This is a genomic window from Neisseria sp. P0007.S010, from assembly GCF_051962875.1.
Classification (GTDB): Bacteria; Pseudomonadota; Gammaproteobacteria; order Burkholderiales; family Neisseriaceae; genus Neisseria; species Neisseria subflava_A.
Window position 1 is genome coordinate 39,302 of the sequence record NZ_JBQCUX010000014.1, and the last position, 13,647, is coordinate 52,948.

A 13,647-nucleotide genomic window follows, 5' to 3' on the forward strand; every position below is an offset into this window, starting at 1 on the left:
CCTTGCACCCCAAAGCCGTTTGTTTTAAAGTAAGCCCCGTTCCCATATGGAAGAGAAACATGAAAATTACCGTCATCGGCGCAGGTTCGTGGGGTACAGCTCTCGCGTTGCACTTTGCGCACCACAACAATGAAGTTGCCCTTTGGACACGCAATCCCGACCAAATCCGCATCCTGCAAGCAGATCGCGAAAACAAACGCGGCCTGCCCGGCTTCCCTTTCCCTGAGTCCCTGACTGTTCACGCCGATTTGAGCGAAGCGCTGAAAGACAGCCAACTTGCCCTGATCGTTACCTCCGTAGCCGGCCTCAGAAGCAGCGCCGAGCTGCTCAAACAGCATAACGCCGCCGATATTCCCGTTCTCGCCGCCTGCAAAGGTTTTGAACAAGATACCGGCCTTCTGACTTTCCAAGTACTGAAAGAAGTCCTGCCTAACAATAAAAAAATCGGTGTTCTCTCAGGTCCGAGCTTTGCCCAAGAACTTGCAGCCCAACTGCCTTGCGCCATCGTGCTTGCTTCCGAAAACAAAGACTGGGTGGAAGAAACCACTGCCCAACTGAACACCAACGTAATGCGCCTGTACGGCAGCACCGACGTCATCGGCGTCGCTGTGGGCGGTGCCGTTAAAAACGTCATGGCAATTGCCACCGGCCTTTCAGACGGCCTCGAATACGGCCTCAATGCACGCGCAGCCTTAGTAACACGCGGTCTTGCCGAAATCACCCGCCTTGCCATCGCCATGGGCGCGCAACCCAAAACCATGATGGGCTTGGCAGGCATCGGCGACCTTATCCTGACCTGTACCGGCGCACTCTCGCGCAACCGCCGCGTCGGCCTCGGCCTCGCAGAAGGCAAAGAGTTGCATCAAGTGCTTGTCGAAATCGGCCACGTTTCCGAAGGCGTCAGCACCATTGAAGAAGTCTTCAACACCGCCGCCAAATACCAAATCGATATGCCCATCACTCAAACCCTGCTGCAACTCATCCGCAAAGAAATGACCCCGCTGCAAGTCGTTGAACGCCTGATGGAACGAAGCGCGCGCTTCGAATAAACTGTCGCGCCGTCTGCCATTCAGACGGCCTGACGCACAATATGACGGCCATAAGGCCGTCTGAAGGGAAACACATGAACCAATCACTGAACAATCTGGAAATCAACGTTTACCAACTTGTCCAAAAATTTGAAACACTGGTTTCAGAAAACCGCCGCCTCAACGAAGAAATCGACAGACTCAAACTCGAGCAAGAGCAACAAAAACGCCAACACGACGCAGCCATTGACGAACTCAGCGAAGCCTTGCTGATTCAAGTCGGCAAACTCAAAGAAGACCTGCAAAGCAAAATTGACAACCTGACTGCCGAAAAAGAAAACTACCGCAACGCGCTGGCCCAAAGTGCAGACCAAATCCGCAGCCTCATTGCCCGATTGCCCCAAGAAACACAACAATAAAAGGACGCCCCGTGAGTATCGAACAAGTCAATCTCGACATCATGAATGTCAACTTCACCATCAACACGCCGAGTGAAGAAAAAGCCACCCTCCTGCAAGCCGTTGAAATGCTAAACAAAAAAAGCGATGCGATTAAAGAAAGTGGCCGCATCGTCGGCACGGACAAAATCGTCGTCATGGCAGCCCTCAACGTTGTACACGACCTCTTGAAAGCCACCCTCAACGACGATTTGGCAATCGGTGAATTTGAGCGTAGAATAACCGACATGAACAACGCGTGCCAAAAAGCACTGGCGCGCTTGGAGTAAAACTGATTTTCCCCTTTTCCCTGCGGTGTTCGCGAAGGCATACATTCCTTTGAACCAATACGTTCGCTTTAGGTTGCCGGGAGCTGTAGTGGGCGCGAGTGTCCGTTTATCGGACGCACCCGAAACTACCCGAGGTGACCGCCTTGTCAGCAAGGTTCAAGCGGATTCAGCCTAAACGGCACTCGTGGGGATTCCCTAAAAAAGCCATACCGACAGGTGTGGCTTTTCCCTTTCCAAGTAAAGACTTTCGTAAAGATTTCCGGCCGTCTGAAAAAACCGCATATTCATGCATCAAACACGTTCGATTAAGATTGACAAAAACCAATCTCCTCTTTAAAATCCATAACTTTCTATATATATCTGGATTCCAACCATGAAAACCTTCTCTGCAAAACCCCACGAGGTGAAGCGCGAATGGTTCGTCATTGACGCAGAAGACAAAGTTCTGGGTCGTGTCGCAGCCGAAGTCGCACACCGTCTGCGCGGCAAACACAAACCCGAATACACCCCTCACGTTGATACCGGCGACTACATCATCGTCATCAACGCAGACAAACTGCGCGTGACCGGTGCTAAATTCGAAGACAAAAAATACTTCCGTCACTCTGGTTTCCCAGGCGGCATCTACGAGCGTACTTTCCGTGAAATGCAAGAGCAATTCCCTGGCCGCGCTTTGGAACAAGCCGTAAAAGGCATGTTGCCTAAAGGTCCTCTGGGCTACGCCATGATCAAAAAACTGAAAGTGTACGCCGGCGCCGAACACGGCCACGCTGCACAACAACCTAAAGTTTTGGAACTGAAATAATAAGGACACGACATGAACGGTAAATACTACTACGGCACAGGCCGCCGCAAAAGTTCAGTGGCTCGTGTATTCTTGACTAAAGGTACCGGCCAAATCATCGTAAACGGCCGCCCCGTTGACGAATTTTTCGCACGTGAAACCAGCCGCATGGTTGTACGTCAACCTCTGGTTTTGACTGAAAATGCCGAATCTTTCGACATCAAAGTTAACGTAACCGGTGGTGGCGAAACTGGTCAATCCGGCGCCATCCGTCACGGCATCACCCGTGCACTGATCGACTTCGATGCAGCTCTGAAACCAGCCCTGTCTCAAGCAGGCTTCGTTACTCGCGATGCTCGTGAAGTTGAACGTAAAAAACCTGGTTTGCGCAAAGCACGTCGCGCAAAACAATTCTCCAAACGTTAATACGTTTTCAGAATCGAATCAAAAAGCCTTGCTTTGCAAGGCTTTTTTCATTTATCAAACAATAATCCAATATCCCCGCAATATATGATGAAAACCCTGCTCCACTACGCCAAATCATTGCTTCAGGCTGTGATTCTCTTCATCTTCTTATCCCTGATTGTCGACTGGGTGCGCAAGCCTGACCAACCTTTGCAGTCGGCAGCACAAACACTGACTTTAACCAATGGTCAAACCACTTCCCTCCAATCCTTCAGCCAAAATCGGGTTGCCGTCGTTTATTTTTGGGGCAGCTGGTGTCGTATTTGTTCATACACATCATCAACCATAGAAAAACTGCACCAAGACAATATCCCAACATTGGGCGTAGCCTTGCGCTCCGGAAGTGACGCGGACATTGCCCACCATATGCAACAAAACAATCTATCCTTTCCAAACTTCAACGATTCAGACGGCCTGATGGCTCAAAAATGGAACATAGCCGTCACACCAACCATTATCATATTAAAAGATGGCAAAATGATTCATCACACATCCGGACTTTCCAGTTATATCGGATTAAAAATCAGAATTTACTTGGCAAATATCTTCAGCTAAATTCATTGAAAATCCACTAAAAATAGGAAATCTAAAGAATAATTTCACCTGAATACATTCAAACAATTCAATTTCATAAATAAATAAACTATCGCTTTCCCAATAACATATCATTTTGTTGAGATTATAAAGAAAATAGACTAAGATATAACCATAAGAACAATTGGAAACATTATTATCAAAACAAACTGTTAGAGATTCTCATCTAATATTGTGGCAGTGATGCTTTTGTTCCCATAAACCCGGCTGCCGACGGCAGCATTAAAAAAACAGCAATATTCGCCTTTATCAATCTACCTCACGCTTCAACGGTTTGATTTTTGATAACACCGGAGACTTAGTAATGCCCAACCAATCTAAACATGCATCTATCAATATCGGTCTAATTCAGGCACGGGAAGCATTGATGACCCAATTCCGCCCTATTCTGAACCAAGCCAATATTACTGACCAGCAATGGCGTATCATCCGGCTCTTAGCGGAAAACGGCACACTCGACTTTCAAGATTTGGCCAATCAGGCCTGCATCCTTCGCCCCAGCCTGACCGGCATTCTGACCCGCTTGGAAAAAGCAGGTTTGGCCGTGCGCCTGAAGCCTTCCAACGACCAACGCCGCGTTTACCTTAAACTGACGCCCGAAGGCGAGAAACTCTATGAATCCACCGGCGCATTGGTTGACGAACGCTACGATGCGATTGAAAAAGTTCTATCCAAAGAAAAAATGGCACAACTCAAAGAACTCTTGGCAGAGCTGGCTAAAATCGAACAGGCATTAAAATAAAGAAAGCCGGATGACAGACTCAACACACACACTCAAGAGACCATTTCGAGATGCCATGGCCTCCTGTGCCGCCGGCGTACACGTCATCACGACAGACGGCGAAGCGGGACGCTATGGCATTACCATGACTGCCGTAACTGCCGTTACCGACGAGCCGCCGACGGTCATGCTGTGCATCAACCGCCAATCCGCCATCATTCCCATCCTGCAAGGCAACCGTGATTTGTGCATCAACACACTCAACGACAGCCAGCAGGATGTCGCCGAACACTTTGCCGGACTGACCGACCTATCGCCCGAAGAACGCTTCGAATACCATATTTGGCACAGGGGACAAACCGGACAGCTCGAGGTAGAAGGCGCGCTGGCGCACCTGCACGGCAGCATTGTCGATCAACGCGAAATCGGCACGCATTACGTCTTTTTCGTTCAGATCAACGAAATCCGCAATACCGACACACAAGCACCGGCATTGCTGTATTTTCGTAGGCAATTCAAATATTTGGATAAATAAAGGTCTCAGGCCGTCTGAAACATCGGTTTCATTTTTCAGACGGCCTGAGACCTTTTCTGGCTCATACATTATAGGCACCCTCATGAAAGCAATGATACTGGCCGCCGGTCGCGGCGAACGCATGCGCCCCTTGACCGACCACACACCCAAACCCTTACTCGAAGTAGCAGGCACGCCGCTTATCGGTTGGCACTTGCGCCGCCTGCAACAGGCCGGTTTCACTGAAATCGTCATCAACCATGCCTGGCTTGGCCAACAAATCGAAGATACCTTGAAAGACGGTTCGGACTACGGCGTGCGCATTGCCTATTCTCCAGAACTCGCCGGAGGCCTGGAAACCGCCGGTGGCATTGCCACTGCCCTGCCTCTTTTGGGCGACGAGCCGTTTTTGGTCGTCAATGGCGATGTGTTGACTGACATTGATTTCCAAGCTGCACGACTGGCTGCCCAGCGTATGCAGGAACACAACCTTCTCGCCCATTTATGGCTGGTGGACAATCCACCACACCATCCCGAAGGCGACTTCGGCCTGCTTTCAGACGGCCTGGTATCCGCCTCATCTGCAGACGGCCAAGCCCTGACTTTCAGCGGCGTGGGCGTTTATCATCCCGCACTTTTCAAAGATACCCCGGCGCATCAGGCTGCCAAACTTGCCCCTCTGTTGCGTCAAGCCATGAGCCAAAGCCAAATCAGCGGCGAACACCACAACGGCCTTTGGTTGGACGTCGGCACAGTCGAACGCCTGCAAGAAGCCGACCGTGTCGCCCAAAGCTGGTAAAACAAAAGGGGCGTATCCGATACGTCCCTTTCAATATCAAAGGCCGTCTGAAAATATTGGTCAACCCATTTTTCAGACGGCCTCAATCTATCATCAAGCTTTAGCCAATTTCTTTTCTTTCTTCATTCCCAACAAGCCATTGACAATCATCACGCACAATCCCGACCAAATCAGGCCATAGCCGATCAATGCGCCTTTTTCTACCGGCTCGCCCAACCACACAATCGACACGATAAAAAGCAATACAGGTTCCAAATAGCTCAACATACCGAACACCGCAACCTGCAACAACTGACTCGCCTTCAAATTCAAGTGCATAGATATTGCGCTATTGAAGCCTAGCAACACAATAAAGAAAATTAAAACTGGTTTGGCCGCAATCATCGCGGGTGTATCCGTTGCCAGCACAATATACGCCAACGCAAATGGCGTAATCATCATCAAATCAAAAGTCAGACCGATTAAAGAAGGCACGCCGAGTTTTCGGCGCGGCAGATAATAAAACGGATAAGTACCGAACACCCATACAGTCGTCCACGAAAACGCACCCGACCGTACCAATTCACATGCTACGCCTGCACATGCCAACGCAACGGCAACCATCTGCAATCGGTTTAAACGCTCTTTAAACCAAATCCGTCCACCCAGCATCATCGCCAAAGGAAACAGGAAATAACCCATGGCGATGTTTACCCCTTCGCCGTTGACCGGCCCCCAGACAAACAGCCACAACTGGCTGGCAAATATCGGCGTCGGCAATACAATCAACAGCCACCGCTTCCAATCGCGGCCGATATTGTTCGCAAACCGCGCCGCCGCCTGCCAACCGTTGACCATCGTCATCAGCACGCATAAAGCCGACAGCATCGCCACCATACGCCACGCAAAAATTTCCGTGCCGCTCATCGGCTGCATCCATACGCCGTACAAAAACAGCATGGCAAACAACACATTGGACGTTATGGCCGCCAGCAAACCTTTGGATAAATTCGTCATTTCAGACGGCCTTCCTAGATAAATCAATATTGATATTGTAAAGAAAATGTGTGAAAAAATTTCTCATATTTTTTTATATAACAAAGATAATTTTCCTATTATGATTAAAAAATCAAAAAATATTACATTCAAAGGCCGTCTGAAATGGAACTGGACAAACTCGACCGCAATATCCTCAACATTCTCCAAACACGCGCGGACATTCCGCTGAAAGAATTGGCCGCACAAGTGCATTCATCGATTGCCACTTGCCAGCGGCGCATCAAAAACCTGACCGAACAAGGCGTCATCATCCGCCAAGCCGCCATCGTCTCGCCACAGGCAGTCGGCTTGAACATCAGCGTCTTTGTCCAAGTTGACCTCGAACGCCAGTACCACGATGTGCAAGAGGCATTTGAACGCAGTATGCAGCGCGATCCGCAAGTTGTCGGATGTTATGAAATTTCCGGCAATTATGATTTCTTGCTGTTGGTGCATTGCACCGATATGCCTGCCTATCACGCCTTCACGCGCCGCGTGCTTACGTCCGTCAACAGGGTGCGCAATTTCAAAAGCCAATTTGTAATGAATTTCGCCAAAACGGAAACTAAAATCGAAATTCCGGGATAACTGCTCTTCTTTATTTACAAAGAGACTTCACAACATAAATCCATTTAGTTAAAGGCCGTCTGAAAACCATATCTTCAGGTTTTCAGACGGCCTTTCATTGCATCGAAGCAGTCTAATACATCAACCCTGCTTCACAATATCCGACAGCGGCCAGCGCGGTTTGACATTGAATGCGCCGACAGCCTGACGCTCGGCAAGACGCATCGCGCCGGCAAAGGCAATCATTGCACCGTTGTCGGTACAGTATGCCATCGGTGGGAAATAGACGTTGATTTTTTCTGCCTGCGGTTTGGGTTTGCCTTTTTCAGACGGCATTTTGACGGTTAAGCGCGAAAATTCATCACGCAGTTTCCAGTTTGCACCCACACCGCCGGCAACCACCAAAGTTCTGAAGCCGGTATCCAACAACGCTTTTTTGGCTTTGGCCGCCAATACGTCAACCACCGCATCTTGGAAAGCGCGGCAAATGTCGTTGCGTGTTTGTTCCGGAATTTCATCGCTGCCAGTTTCGGCACGGACTTTTTCGACAGCGGTCAAAACGGCGGTTTTCAAACCGGAAAAGCTCATCTGCAAATCGTGCGAATGGAGCATGGGGCGTGGGAATGTGAAAGCATCAGGCGTGCCGAGTTTGGCCAGCTCGGATAATTTGGCACCGCCGGGATAAGGCAAACCTAAAAGCTTGGCCGTTTTGTCGAACGCCTCACCTGCCGCATCATCCACACTCTCGCCCAGCAAAGTGTAATCACCGATACCGCGTACGGCCATAAATTGCGTATGTCCGCCCGATACCAGCAAAGCGACAAATGGAAATTCAGGTTTATTGTCTGCCAACAAAGGTGAGAGCAAATGGCCTTCAAGATGGTGAACTGGGATAACGGGCTTGCCGATGGCAAATGCTAAGGCGTTGGCAAAACCTGAACCGGCCAGCAATGCGCCGCCCAAGCCCGGGCCTTGCGTAAAGGCAACCGCGTCGATGTCGGCATAACCAACGCCGGCCTCCTTCAAGCAACCTTGCGTCAACGGCACGACACGGCGGATATGGTCGCGGCTGGCCAATTCGGGGACAACTCCGCCGTATTCGGCGTGCATCGCCATCTGTGTGTGCAAATGATGCGCCAACAGGCCGCGCTCGGTATCGTAGAGCGCAACGCCGGTTTCGTCGCAAGATGATTCAATTCCTAATACCAACATGGTTTGAGGCCGTCTGAAAAAATGATTAAAAACGATTCAGACGGCGTTTTCTCCGAAAACGGAAAAAGGCCGTCTGAAATAAAGTGCGGAATAAGCGGTTTACAAAGTGCCGTAAGAGTGCAGGCCGCTCAAGAACATATTCACGCCGATAAAGGCAAAGGCGGTAATGACCAGGCCGATGACCGCCCACCAAGCCAACACTTTGCCGCGCCAGCCTGCCACCAGCCGCAAATGCAACCAGACCGCGTAATTCAGCCAAACGATGAATGCCCAAGTTTCTTTCGGGTCCCAGCTCCAATAGCGGCCCCACGCGTCAGCCGCCCACAATGCGCCGAGAATGGTGGCAATCGTGAAGAACAGGAAACCGACGGCAATCGCTTTGTACATCACTTCTTCAATGACTTGCGAGTGCGGCAGCCATGATTTTTTGCCTGCATCTTCTTTTCTGAGTGCCAGCAGTTCGGCAATACCCAACATGGCGGCGATACAGAATGCGCCGTAGCCGATAAAGTTGGCCGGAACGTGGATTTTCATCCACCAAGACTGCAAAGCAGGAATCAGCGGCTGGATGGTATGCGCCTCGCGTGAAACGCTGTACCACAAGACAAATCCGACCACAATCGCCATAAAGCTGAACACGAAGCCGCCCAGTTTTTGTACGGCAAAACGACCTTCGTAATAGAGGTACATCAGCGCCGTAATAACCAAGAACAAGATGAATACTTCGTAAAGGTTGGAGACCGGAATATGGCCGGCATCGGGACGCAGCAGATAGCTTTCATGCCAGCGCACCAGCAAACCGACAATGCCCGCCATCGCGGAAACCCATGCAAACACGGTACCCATGCCCAAAAGCGTATTGGACGGCACATTTTTGCGCACCGCCGCTATCGCGCCGACGATATAGGCAAACAAGGCAAAGAACACAAACGCGCATTGCCACATAATCGCCGACTGGCTGCTTAACAGGTATTTGAGCAGGAAACCGTCTGCGCGTTTGATGTCGCCGCCATACAAATCAACGGCCAAATACGCCAAGCACACGCCCAAAGGGATAAACCAGCGCATCGGTTTGAAAAACCAACCCAGAAAAACGGCAATACCGGCACTCACCCACAAAATTACCATTTCGTAGATGTCCATATGCAGACCAGCCTGGGTTTGGGCAATAAACGCACCGACTGCAATCAGCAGCGCGAATGCCCAGTCGAAAAAGTTGAGGTTTCGGATAAATGATTTGTGTGTCAGAAGCTCATGCTCGGGCAAGGCCTGATGTTTGTTATTCATGGTTCAAATCCTTGGCAAGCTGCTGCAATTGCCGTGTGTGTTGCGGAAATTCTTTCTGCAAGTCGCGTTCGTTGCGGCTGGAAGACATGGCAAAACGGATACGGCCGTCTGAAAACAGCAGCCAAGCCCGTTTTTCACGAATATAGAACATAAACACCGTACCCAACACCAGCAATACCGAACCCAAATACACCAGGAATGCACCCGGCGAACGGGTCATCTGCAGGCCGGAAGAGCGCACTTCGGCAAAACTTTCCAGTTGCAACAGCATCGGCGCAGGATACTCGGTCAAACCGGTGTACGCGTCCATTGCATGCAGCAGGAAGCGGTTGCGCTTTTCGTCTTGCGGCCAAGCCGGCAGGTTGTATGTACTGATCGTGTCTTCCAAAGCGGCATTCATCACGCCATAGAGCATCTCGTAGAAATAGCCCTGCATTTTTTCCTGCTGCTCTTTCGGAATATTGGTGGTAACAAATTCGTCCAAAGCCAAATAGCCGCCTTTGGCAAAAATCGACAAAGTGTTTTCCGCTGCCGCCATGAATTGCTCGCGGATTTCGGCGGGTGCGCCTTTAACGGCGTTGGCAACGGTTTTACGGCGTGCCGCATCGTCTTTCAGATATTGGCGCAAAGCCATAAAGGTATCGATTTGGCCGTTTTTATCCATTGGAATGCGCAACCAGCGGTATTGCTGCGCCAAGCCGCTGCGTGTGCCGGTAATGAAGAAATAGTCTTCATCTTGTTTCAGCGGCAACATATAGTTTTTATATTCGACCGCCTGCCCTGCTTTGTCGCGGATGCGGTAAACGATAGACGGGCCGATATTGGTGTATTTTTTGCCTTCTTGACGGACGGAGCGAACATCGTTGATGGCGGATTTTAAGTTTTGCTCTTTTTCAGACGGCTCGCTCATGTCTTCGACGTTCATCGAAGTAAACTGGTCGAATTCCAGTTTATAAGAGGTCTTACCCAAATCCAGCGGAAACTCGCGCATAGAAGTTGCTTTGAGTTTGACCGGCGTACGGTCGGCATCAGCCAGATTCCACGCTTTAAAAGTCAAGTCAGAGCCGCCGTCGGCAAAACTTGCCTGATAAACCGTGATACCGTGCAACGTCAAAGGATGGTTGACGCGGATGGTGTGTTCGCTGACTTTACCGGTTGCCTTGTCCGTGACTTCCAAGTCGCTGGCGAAATCGCGCGGCATACCGGTATCGTAAAAATCAATATGGAATTTCTTCAATTTGACCGAAAACGGCAAGTCTTGCACGAGCATGCCGTTATCCGCATTCAGAAATACCACGTCCGCACTCTGACCTTCCGAAATATTGACATTGCCCCTAAACGACAAATTAGACGTACCCAACACGCTTTCGGGCTTAAAGTCTTTGGCGTAAACCGCCGTATTGTCCGGCACGACTTGGCCGGTGAGCATACCGATTTTCAGCAGGATATTGCTGTCTATCAAACCGCCCAAACAAATCACAATCAGCGCGGCATGGGCAAAGATATAGCCCCATTTGTTCATCGCGCCTTTTTTCGCCGCCACCAAAACCGAACCGTCTTCACGCGTAACGGTTTTGCAGCCGTAGCCTTGTACTTCCAAATAACGTTGCGCAACTTCAGGCGTCACCTGTCCGTCTAAAACGATGGAATGGCGCATTGCCGCCAGCGATTTTTCCTTCGCGTTTTCACGGAACGAACGAATCTCGCGCAAAAACGGCGGAACATTGCGAATCAGGCACAATCCGGTGGAAATCACCAAAAACATCATGATGATAACGAACCACGCCGAGGCGTACACGTCGTACAGGCCCAAAAAGCCGAAAATCTGCGACCAAAACGGGCCGAATTTCACCAAATAATCGACTTGTGGCTGGTTTTGCTGCAAAACCGTACCGATAATCGAGGCTACACCCAACAGGCTGAGCAGGGCGACGGCAAAACGCATGGAGCTGAAAAAGGCAAACCACGGTCTGCGGATGAGTGGGACGGATGATGAAGATTTACTCATGTTTCAACTGTCGGCTTTGAACAACCCAATCAATCGGGCTGCGATGGACGTTATGATGCGAAAGGAAGAATACTGCATATTGTAGTCAAAATCTTACTGTCGCTATTTGAAAAAACCAATCAGGCTTATCAGCATATATTGGCTAAGGCCGTCTGAAGGGTTTTCAGACGGCCTGTATCAATAAGCTCGTTTCAAAACGAAATTAGTGCAAACCTTGGATGAAGTTGGCTACTGCGTTCAACTCTTCTTCGCTCAGGCGGTTGGCAATATCGGCCATGATGGCGTTTTTGCGTTGGCCGGATTGGTAAGCTTTCATTTGCTCGACAACGTAAGCCTTGTGTTGGCCGCCCAGACGAGGATAGGCTTGGATTTCAGTACCGCCGCCAGGGATACCTGCGCCGCTAGGACCGTGGCAAGACATACATGCCGGCAGTTTTTTAGCGCTCAGGCCGCCGCGATAGATTTTCGCGCCCAGCTCTGGGTTTTCTTTAGGATTGGCTTCGCCCGGTTTGCCTTGTTGTTTAGCGTAGTAGGCGGCAGCGTCGCGGATGTCTTGTTCGGACAAGTTCATCACCATCGGTTTCATCACGCCGGCAGCACCGTGGGTACGGGTACCGTCTTTGATGGCCATGGTTTGACCGTAGGTGTAGGCCGCAGCCTGACCTGCCAGTTTAGGATAAGTTGCGATACCGCTGTTACCATCGGCTGCGTGACACGCCGCACAGATAGTAGTCGCTACCTGTTTGCCTTTTTCAGCATCTGCTTTAGGGGCAGCGGAAACCGCACCGGCAGCCAATACCAAGGCCAATAAAGTCAATCGTTTCATGGAGTGCTCCTGATTACAGCATTGCGTACCGCGTCAATGCCTTTTTTATACTCAAATACCGGGGAATTTTCCCGATTAAAACCGATAATTCTATAAACGTGCTATTCTATACCAAGTTTACATTAAATTACTACTCAAATTACCAAACTGCTGCAACATAAATGCCCGATACAAATTATGATGTTGCAGTTTTGTTTCCATGCAAGGAAATACTGATGAACCTTTTTCAAAATGCCAAATTCTTTACAACGGTCAACCATCTGAAAGACCTGCCCGACACGCCGGCCGAGATTGCCTTTGTCGGCCGAAGCAATGCCGGCAAATCCAGCGCCATCAATACCTTAACCAATCATGTGCGCCTTGCCTACGTTTCCAAAACACCGGGCCGCACCCAACACATCAATTTCTTTGAACTGGAAAACGGCAATTTCATGGTCGACTTGCCCGGCTACGGCTACGCGCAAGTACCGGAGGCCATCCGTGCGCACTGGGTCAAACTCTTGGGCGACTACCTGCAACAACGCCGCCAACTGATCGGCCTGATTTTGATTATGGACTCGCGCCATCCGCTCAAAGCTTTAGACATTCAAATGCTGGACTTTTTCCATATCACCGGCCGCCCTGTGCATATCCTGCTGTCAAAAGCAGACAAGCTGTCTAAAAACGACCAGATTAAAACTTTAGCGACGGTAAAAAAATCACTCAAGCCCTACACCGAGCGTCAAAAAATCAGCGTTCAACTGTTCTCCAGCCTGAAAAAACAAGGCATGGACGAAGTCAATCAAGTGGTCGGCTCATGGTTTGACGCGCATCGCGAAGAAATCGAGAATCTTGCAGGCGAAGCATTGCCTGAGTGATTGTAAAACAAGGTGGAATGAGATGAGTTGACCAACCGCAAATCTTATTCCGAGACCTTTGCAAAATAGCCCTTTCCTCAACAGCCGAAGCCCAAAACAGGATTTCGGCTGTTTTTATTTCAAATATCCACTGATTCTACTCAAATCCCCCCTTAATCCTCCCCGGATACCCGATAATCAGGCATCCGGGCCGCCTTTTAGGCGGCAACAGGCACACTTAGCCTGTTGGCGGCTTTCAATA

Annotated in this window: 16 protein-coding genes and 1 other RNA gene; 12 read left to right on the forward strand and 5 right to left on the reverse strand. The window is 50.0% G+C overall.

Going from position 1 to position 13,647, the window contains the following annotated elements; all coding sequences use genetic code 11:
• The first annotated feature begins 59 nt into the window (after positions 1-59).
• From ACTHR7_RS09760 to murU, 10 genes are all read left to right on the forward strand, one after another.
• Positions 60-1,049, forward strand: coding sequence for an NAD(P)H-dependent glycerol-3-phosphate dehydrogenase (locus ACTHR7_RS09760; RefSeq protein ID WP_440370736.1), 990 nt, complete (start codon positions 60-62; stop codon positions 1,047-1,049).
• A 74-nt stretch (positions 1,050-1,123) separates the two neighbouring features.
• The gene (locus ACTHR7_RS09765; protein WP_440370737.1) at positions 1,124-1,447 is read left to right on the forward strand and encodes a hypothetical protein; all 324 of its coding nucleotides are present in this window, start codon (positions 1,124-1,126) and stop codon (positions 1,445-1,447) included.
• Between the two features lie 11 nt (positions 1,448-1,458).
• Positions 1,459-1,755 (forward strand): cell division protein ZapA, encoded by a 297-nt coding sequence (locus ACTHR7_RS09770; RefSeq protein WP_070460483.1) that lies wholly within the window; start codon positions 1,459-1,461, stop codon positions 1,753-1,755.
• A gap of 14 nt (positions 1,756-1,769) precedes the next feature.
• Positions 1,770-1,950, forward strand: a non-coding RNA gene (ssrS, locus tag ACTHR7_RS09775) — 6S RNA.
• 178 nt (positions 1,951-2,128) lie between these two features.
• Positions 2,129-2,560 (forward strand): 50S ribosomal protein L13, encoded by a 432-nt coding sequence (gene rplM / locus ACTHR7_RS09780; RefSeq protein ID WP_003684605.1) that lies wholly within the window; start codon positions 2,129-2,131, stop codon positions 2,558-2,560.
• A 12-nt stretch (positions 2,561-2,572) separates the two neighbouring features.
• On the forward strand, positions 2,573-2,965 hold the full coding sequence (rpsI, locus tag ACTHR7_RS09785) for a 30S ribosomal protein S9 (protein ID WP_003681515.1): 393 nt from the start codon (positions 2,573-2,575) through the stop codon (positions 2,963-2,965).
• An 87-nt stretch (positions 2,966-3,052) separates the two neighbouring features.
• Positions 3,053-3,559 (forward strand): protein disulfide oxidoreductase, encoded by a 507-nt coding sequence (locus ACTHR7_RS09790; protein ID WP_070460484.1) that lies wholly within the window; start codon positions 3,053-3,055, stop codon positions 3,557-3,559.
• Between the two features lie 343 nt (positions 3,560-3,902).
• Positions 3,903-4,340, forward strand: coding sequence for a homoprotocatechuate degradation operon regulator HpaR (gene hpaR, locus ACTHR7_RS09795; RefSeq protein WP_003681518.1), 438 nt, complete (start codon positions 3,903-3,905; stop codon positions 4,338-4,340).
• Between the two features lie 10 nt (positions 4,341-4,350).
• Positions 4,351-4,854, forward strand: coding sequence for a 4-hydroxyphenylacetate 3-monooxygenase, reductase component (gene hpaC, locus ACTHR7_RS09800; RefSeq protein WP_107867842.1), 504 nt, complete (start codon positions 4,351-4,353; stop codon positions 4,852-4,854).
• Positions 4,855-4,936: 82 nt separating this feature from the next.
• Positions 4,937-5,632 carry an N-acetylmuramate alpha-1-phosphate uridylyltransferase MurU gene (gene murU, locus ACTHR7_RS09805; protein ID WP_070645347.1) on the forward strand — a complete coding sequence of 232 codons (696 nt, stop codon included), beginning with the start codon at positions 4,937-4,939 and terminating at the stop codon, positions 5,630-5,632.
• A 93-nt stretch (positions 5,633-5,725) separates the two neighbouring features.
• Here murU and rarD read toward each other — a convergent pair whose 3' ends face one another.
• Positions 5,726-6,628 carry an EamA family transporter RarD gene (gene rarD, locus ACTHR7_RS09810; protein ID WP_107867843.1) on the reverse strand — a complete coding sequence of 301 codons (903 nt, stop codon included), beginning with the start codon at positions 6,626-6,628 and terminating at the stop codon, positions 5,726-5,728.
• Positions 6,629-6,772: 144 nt separating this feature from the next.
• Here rarD and ACTHR7_RS09815 point away from each other — a divergent pair, with 144 nt between their 5' ends.
• Positions 6,773-7,237: an Lrp/AsnC family transcriptional regulator gene (locus tag ACTHR7_RS09815; protein ID WP_107867844.1), complete on the forward strand. Its 465-nt coding sequence runs from the start codon at positions 6,773-6,775 to the stop codon at positions 7,235-7,237.
• 120 nt (positions 7,238-7,357) lie between these two features.
• On the opposite strand, the gene tsaD is transcribed toward ACTHR7_RS09815, so the two are convergent.
• The 4 genes from tsaD to ACTHR7_RS09835 all read right to left on the reverse strand — a co-directional run bounded on the left by tsaD (position 7,358) and on the right by ACTHR7_RS09835 (position 12,549).
• The gene (gene tsaD / locus ACTHR7_RS09820; protein ID WP_107867845.1) at positions 7,358-8,428 is read right to left on the reverse strand and encodes a tRNA (adenosine(37)-N6)-threonylcarbamoyltransferase complex transferase subunit TsaD; all 1,071 of its coding nucleotides are present in this window, start codon (positions 8,426-8,428) and stop codon (positions 7,358-7,360) included.
• Positions 8,429-8,527: 99 nt separating this feature from the next.
• Positions 8,528-9,715, reverse strand: coding sequence for a c-type cytochrome biogenesis protein CcsB (gene ccsB / locus ACTHR7_RS09825; protein ID WP_107867846.1), 1,188 nt, complete (start codon positions 9,713-9,715; stop codon positions 8,528-8,530).
• Entirely contained in the window at positions 9,708-11,660 is a 1,953-nt protein-coding gene (locus ACTHR7_RS09830; RefSeq protein WP_440370739.1) for a cytochrome c biogenesis protein ResB, read from the reverse strand. Before ACTHR7_RS09830 ends, ccsB begins: the two co-directional genes overlap by 8 nt.
• Before the next feature lie 265 nt (positions 11,661-11,925).
• Positions 11,926-12,549, reverse strand: a complete 624-nt coding sequence (locus ACTHR7_RS09835) for a c-type cytochrome (RefSeq protein ID WP_003684518.1) — start codon at positions 12,547-12,549, stop codon at positions 11,926-11,928.
• Positions 12,550-12,764: 215 nt separating this feature from the next.
• Here ACTHR7_RS09835 and yihA point away from each other — a divergent pair, with 215 nt between their 5' ends.
• Positions 12,765-13,406, forward strand: a complete 642-nt coding sequence (gene yihA / locus ACTHR7_RS09840) for a ribosome biogenesis GTP-binding protein YihA/YsxC (protein WP_440370738.1) — start codon at positions 12,765-12,767, stop codon at positions 13,404-13,406.
• The last annotated feature ends 241 nt before the right edge of the window (positions 13,407-13,647 follow it).

Coding starts and splice junctions, on each gene's coding strand:
- ACTHR7_RS09760 (WP_440370736.1), top strand. CDS start 60: ATGAAAATTACCGTCATCGGCGCAGGTTCGTGGGGTACAGCTCTCGCG.
- ACTHR7_RS09765 (WP_440370737.1), top strand. CDS start 1,124: ATGAACCAATCACTGAACAATCTGGAAATCAACGTTTACCAACTTGTC.
- rplM (WP_003684605.1), top strand. CDS start 2,129: ATGAAAACCTTCTCTGCAAAACCCCACGAGGTGAAGCGCGAATGGTTC.
- rpsI (WP_003681515.1), top strand. CDS start 2,573: ATGAACGGTAAATACTACTACGGCACAGGCCGCCGCAAAAGTTCAGTG.
- ACTHR7_RS09790 (WP_070460484.1), top strand. CDS start 3,053: ATGAAAACCCTGCTCCACTACGCCAAATCATTGCTTCAGGCTGTGATT.
- hpaR (WP_003681518.1), top strand. CDS start 3,903: ATGCCCAACCAATCTAAACATGCATCTATCAATATCGGTCTAATTCAG.
- hpaC (WP_107867842.1), top strand. CDS start 4,351: ATGACAGACTCAACACACACACTCAAGAGACCATTTCGAGATGCCATG.
- murU (WP_070645347.1), top strand. CDS start 4,937: ATGAAAGCAATGATACTGGCCGCCGGTCGCGGCGAACGCATGCGCCCC.
- rarD (WP_107867843.1), bottom strand. CDS start 6,628: ATGACGAATTTATCCAAAGGTTTGCTGGCGGCCATAACGTCCAATGTG.
- ACTHR7_RS09815 (WP_107867844.1), top strand. CDS start 6,773: ATGGAACTGGACAAACTCGACCGCAATATCCTCAACATTCTCCAAACA.
- tsaD (WP_107867845.1), bottom strand. CDS start 8,428: ATGTTGGTATTAGGAATTGAATCATCTTGCGACGAAACCGGCGTTGCG.
- ccsB (WP_107867846.1), bottom strand. CDS start 9,715: ATGAATAACAAACATCAGGCCTTGCCCGAGCATGAGCTTCTGACACAC.
- ACTHR7_RS09830 (WP_440370739.1), bottom strand. CDS start 11,660: ATGCGTTTTGCCGTCGCCCTGCTCAGCCTGTTGGGTGTAGCCTCGATT.
- ACTHR7_RS09835 (WP_003684518.1), bottom strand. CDS start 12,549: ATGAAACGATTGACTTTATTGGCCTTGGTATTGGCTGCCGGTGCGGTT.
- yihA (WP_440370738.1), top strand. CDS start 12,765: ATGAACCTTTTTCAAAATGCCAAATTCTTTACAACGGTCAACCATCTG.